Here is a 4,270-nt window from a genome sequence, read left to right as displayed (position 1 = left end):
GCCGCCGCCCCCGCAGCCGAGGCGCCCGCCCGCGCCCGCGGCGACACGGTCACCTCGCCGATGGTCGGCACCGTCTACCTGCAGCCGCAACCGGGCGCGGACCCGTTCGTCAAGGTCGGCGACAGCGTGACCGAGGGCCAGACCCTCTTCATCGTCGAAGCCATGAAGACCATGAACCCGATCCCGGCGCCGAAGAGCGGCCGGATCGTCGAGATCCTGGTCTCCGACGCCCAGCCGGTGGAGTTCGGCGCGCCGCTCGCCGTCATCGAGTAGGTCGATGTTCGACAAGATCCTGATCGCCAACCGCGGCGAGATCGCGCTGCGCGTGCACCGGGCCTGCAAGGAGATGGGCATCTCCACCGTGGCGGTGCACTCCGAGGCCGACTCCGGCGCCATGTGGGTGCGGCTGGCCGACGAGAGCGTCTGCATCGGGCCCGCGCCCGCGGCCAAGAGCTATCTGAACGTGCCCTCGATCATCGCCGCGGCCGAGATCACGGGCGCGCAAGCCATCCACCCGGGCTACGGCTTCCTGTCGGAGAACGCACGCTTCGCCGAGATCGTCGAGGCGCACGGCTTCACCTTCATCGGCCCCAAGCCCGAGCACATCAAGCTGATGGGCGACAAGATCACCGCCAAGCAGGCGGTGAAGGCGGCCGGCATCCCGGTGGTGCCGGGCTCGGACGGCGCGGTCGCCAGCGAGGAGGAGGCGCTGACCGCTGCCCGCGCGATCGGCTTCCCGGTGCTGATCAAGGCGGCCGCCGGCGGCGGCGGCCGGGGCATGAAGGTCGCCCGCAGCGAGGACGACCTGGTGGAGGCGGTGCAGACCGCCCGCGCCGAGGCCAAGGCCGCGTTCGGCGACGATGCGGTCTACCTCGAACGCTACCTGTCGACGCCGCGGCACATCGAGCTGCAGGTGATCGCCGACGCCTTCGGCAATGTCTGCCATCTGGGCGAGCGCGACTGCTCGCTGCAGCGCCGCCACCAGAAGGTGCTGGAGGAGGCCCCCTCTCCAGTCATCGACGCCGCCGCCCGCGCGAAGATTGGCAAGGTGGTGGTCGAGGCGGTGCGGGCGATCGGCTACCTGGGCGTCGGCACGGTCGAGTTCCTCTACGAGAACGGCGAGTTCTTCTTCATCGAGATGAACACCCGCCTGCAGGTCGAGCACCCGGTCACCGAGGCGATCACCGACATCGACCTGGTGCGCGAGCAGATCCGCATCGCCGCCGGCCTGCCGCTGTCCTTCACCCAGGACGAGGTGATCTTCGAGGGCCACGCCATCGAGTGCCGGATCAACGCCGAGAACGCCCGCACCTTCGCCCCCTCGCCGGGGCTGGTGACGGACTTCCACGCCCCGGGCGGCCTGGGCGTGCGGCTGGATTCGGCGCTCTACGCCGGCTACACGATCCCGCCCTACTACGACAGCTTGGTCGGCAAGCTGATCGTCCACGGCCGCGACCGGGCCGAGTGCATCGCCCGGATGAACCGCTGCCTGAACGAGATGGTGGTCGCCGGCATCGACACCAACATCGCCCTCTTCCAGGACCTGCTGGCCAACCCGGACATCGTCCGCGGGGACTACAACATCCACTGGCTGGAAAACTGGATGAAGGGACAGAGCGCCTGAGCGCCGCGCCGAAACGCCCCCTCCGTCTCGCTTCGCGAGCCACCTCCCCCGCTTCGCGGCGGAGGATCTGGGCCGAAGATGCTCCCTCGCCTGCGGGGAGCTGTCGCGAAGCGACTGAGGGGGCGCTACGGCCTTTGCGCCTTCCCGCCCCGCCCCGCTAATCTCCGCCCATGGACGACTTCGGCGCCCGCGAGCTCCTGGCCTGCTATGCCCGGGGCGTCTTTCCGATGGCTGACGCCCGCGACGACGCGCGGGTGTTCCTGATCGACCCCGAGCGCCGCGGGGTCATCCCCCTGGACGCCTTCCACGTGGGGCGCAGGCTCGCGCGCACCGTGCGCCAGGCCCCCTTCGAGATCCGCATCGACACGGCCTTCTCGCAGGTGGTCGCCGCCTGCGCCGAGGCCGGGCCGGGCCGGCTGGAGACCTGGATCAACGGCCCCATCGAGCGGCTCTACAGCCAGCTGCACGCCGCCGGCTACGCCCACAGCGTCGAATGCTGGCTGGCGGACGAGCTGGTCGGCGGGCTCTACGGGGTGGCGCTGGAGGGCGCCTTCTTCGGCGAGAGCATGTTCTCGCGCCGGACCGACGCCTCGAAGGTGGCGCTGGTGCATCTGGTGGCGCGGCTGATCGCCGGCGGCTTCACCCTGCTGGACACCCAGTTCCAGACCGAGCATCTGGCGCGCTTCGGCGCCCAGGAGATCTCGCGGCGCGAGTATCACCGGCGGCTGGCGCGGGCGCTGCAGGCGCCCGCCGCGTTTCACCGGCTGGCGACAGGTCCCGGCGCCGGCTGCGGCGCGGCCGCCCTGCAGCTGATCACCCAGGCGTCGTAGACCGGGTGCTCCAGCGGATGCAGTCCCGGCGAGGAGGCGTACATCCAGCCCTTGAACACCTGCCGCGCCGGCGGGGTCGGCCGGCCGGCCTCGGCCCGCGGCTGGGAGTCGATGCTCAGGTAGGCGACGGAGTCCTCCACCGCCTCCTCGGGCGAGGAGCGCTCGCAGGCGCGCACGGTGAAGATCAGGCCCTTGTAGCGGAGCGGCTTGCCGACCGGGGCCTCGAACACCAGGGTCTCGGCGGTGATCTTGTCGACCGCCTCCAGGACCGCGACGTCGTAGCGGGCGCGGCGCGGCGGCGCGGCCGGCTTCTCGGGCTCGGCCGCAGCCTCGGGCGGCGCGGGCGCGATCTCCTTCTCCGTCATCGGCGGCACCACCACCGGCGCCGGCGTCGGCGTCTCCTGCGGCGGGGCTTCTTCCTGGATGGGCTGGGCGGGTTGCTGCGGCGGCGGGACCGCGATGAGCGGCGGGTTCGACGGGGCCGCGGGCTGGGCCGAGACCAGGCCGGCGAACGCCAGCGCCGCGACGCCGGCCAGCCAGACGCCGCGCCGGGCGGTTCTGGCGAGGGCGGAGGAGCGGATCATCGGCGGCCTCTCCAAGCTAAGGGCCAACTGCAGCCTATTCCGGCGACCAGGCCTCGTAGTCCCCGGACGCGCGCTGACGCTCGCCGCCGCGGGCGATGGCGCCCTTGGGCCGGTAGGCGTGGATCGTGCCCGTCAGGTTGGGCTGGTAGTCCTTCTCCCAGGCCTTCCGCGGCAGCGGAGCCGAGGTCGGCGGCTCGGTGAAGGTGTGGTGCAGCCAGCCGTGCCAGTCCGGCGGCACCTTCGAAGCCTCGGCGTAGCCGTTGAACACGACCCAGCGGCGCTTGCGGCCGTCGTAGCTGTCGCTGGCGTCCTTCGCCTCGTAGTAGCGCGAGCCGTACTCGTCCTGGCCCACGAACACGCCGCGCTTGGCGATGGTGAAGTAGATGCCGGCGGTGGCGCCGTTCCACCAGGTGAAGATCGTCTTCAGGAGCGACACGGGGACTCTTGGAGGCTGTTGCGAGGGAGGCGAATTGCAGCCGGACTATAGGCGGTGGGCGCCGTGGGGTCCAGCGCCGCCCCGCCGCAGGGGCCATGCAACATCTTGGGGATGAAACCCGATTGACCCACCACATCTATTGCGGGACTGGGCCGGCGCCGCCTAACCTTGCGCGATCGGGAGACGCGTCATGGGCCAGAAGGCTTCGCCAGGCGGAATCGAGGAGCGGGCGCTCGAGCTCGCCGGCCGCATCGTGCAGGCGTACGCTCCGGCCGCCTGGACCGACGCCCGCGTCGAGGCCTGGATCGACTGGGCCGGCGGCGAGACCGACCTGGGGGCCGCGATCGGCGAATTCGCCGAGACGCTGACCCGCCGGGCCCAGGCCAAGGGCCTCGTCAAGGAGCCGGCCGAACGCGCCCGTTTCCGCGACGCCCTGACGAGCGCCTTCCTGAGCGGAACCATCGCCATCGGCGCCGCCCCGCAGAGCCAGGCGCCGACCGTGGTCGACGCTGCGCGTCCCGGCGCCGTCGCGGCCCTGCGGGAGCTGACGGCGACCTTTCGCGGCGAACAGGCGGCGGCCGCCGCTGCGGTCGAGCTCGGGGTCCGGCTGCAGGCGGTGATGGACGCCGTCCTGCGCTGCGAGGGCGAGGCCGAGGCCTGCGCCGATCCGGCGCGCAATCCGAGCCTGGCGCGCGCCGCCCACGCCGCCCGCCAGGCCGGCGCCTCTTCCGCCGTGATCCTGGAGGCGGTGTCGCTGGCGCGCGCCGGCGAGAGCGAATGGCGCGCGGCCGCCCCG

Annotated in this window: 5 protein-coding genes and 1 pseudogene; 4 read left to right on the top strand and 2 right to left on the bottom strand. The window is 72.2% G+C overall.

Annotated elements, in window-relative coordinates:
* The 3 genes from VJS38_RS18125 to aat form a co-directional block, all read left to right on the top strand.
* Nucleotides 1-273, top strand: a 273-nt coding sequence (locus tag VJS38_RS18125; protein ID WP_324089551.1) for an acetyl-CoA carboxylase biotin carboxyl carrier protein, incomplete at its 5' end; no start/stop codon positions are given.
* A 4-nt stretch (nucleotides 274-277) separates the two neighbouring features.
* Complete coding sequence (gene accC, locus VJS38_RS18120) at nucleotides 278-1,624, top strand: acetyl-CoA carboxylase biotin carboxylase subunit (RefSeq protein ID WP_324089550.1); 1,347 nt, start codon at nucleotides 278-280, stop codon at nucleotides 1,622-1,624.
* Nucleotides 1,625-1,794: 170 nt separating this feature from the next.
* Complete coding sequence (gene aat, locus VJS38_RS18115) at nucleotides 1,795-2,454, top strand: leucyl/phenylalanyl-tRNA--protein transferase (RefSeq protein WP_324089549.1); 660 nt, start codon at nucleotides 1,795-1,797, stop codon at nucleotides 2,452-2,454.
* On the opposite strand, the gene VJS38_RS18110 is transcribed toward aat, so the two are convergent.
* Together VJS38_RS18110 and VJS38_RS18105 are read right to left on the bottom strand one after the other, a co-directional pair.
* A complete protein-coding gene (locus VJS38_RS18110) occupies nucleotides 2,382-3,038 on the bottom strand; it encodes a DUF2155 domain-containing protein (protein ID WP_324089548.1) in 657 nt (218 codons plus the stop codon). The two genes, aat and VJS38_RS18110, sit on opposite strands and share 73 nt — an antisense overlap.
* A gap of 34 nt (nucleotides 3,039-3,072) precedes the next feature.
* Nucleotides 3,073-3,474 carry an NADH:ubiquinone oxidoreductase subunit NDUFA12 gene (locus VJS38_RS18105; RefSeq protein ID WP_324089547.1) on the bottom strand — a complete coding sequence of 134 codons (402 nt, stop codon included), beginning with the start codon at nucleotides 3,472-3,474 and terminating at the stop codon, nucleotides 3,073-3,075.
* A gap of 190 nt (nucleotides 3,475-3,664) precedes the next feature.
* On the opposite strand from VJS38_RS18105, the pseudogene VJS38_RS18100 reads away from it, so the two are divergent.
* A pseudogene (locus VJS38_RS18100) lies at nucleotides 3,665-4,270 on the top strand (ribonucleotide reductase); the annotation flags it as partial.

Source organism: Phenylobacterium sp. (genome assembly GCF_035276905.1).
Classification (GTDB): domain Bacteria; phylum Pseudomonadota; class Alphaproteobacteria; order Caulobacterales; family Caulobacteraceae; genus Phenylobacterium.
The sequence above is the reverse complement of the archived record's forward strand: the minus strand, read 5'-3'. Positions and strand labels throughout refer to the sequence as shown.

What these genes read in the sequence shown, in the direction of transcription:
- accC (WP_324089550.1), top strand. Translation starts at nt 278, where the DNA reads ATGTTCGACAAGATCCTGATCGCCAACCGCGGCGAGATCGCGCTGCGC.
- aat (WP_324089549.1), top strand. Translation starts at nt 1,795, where the DNA reads ATGGACGACTTCGGCGCCCGCGAGCTCCTGGCCTGCTATGCCCGGGGC.
- VJS38_RS18110 (WP_324089548.1), bottom strand. Translation starts at nt 3,038, where the DNA reads ATGATCCGCTCCTCCGCCCTCGCCAGAACCGCCCGGCGCGGCGTCTGG.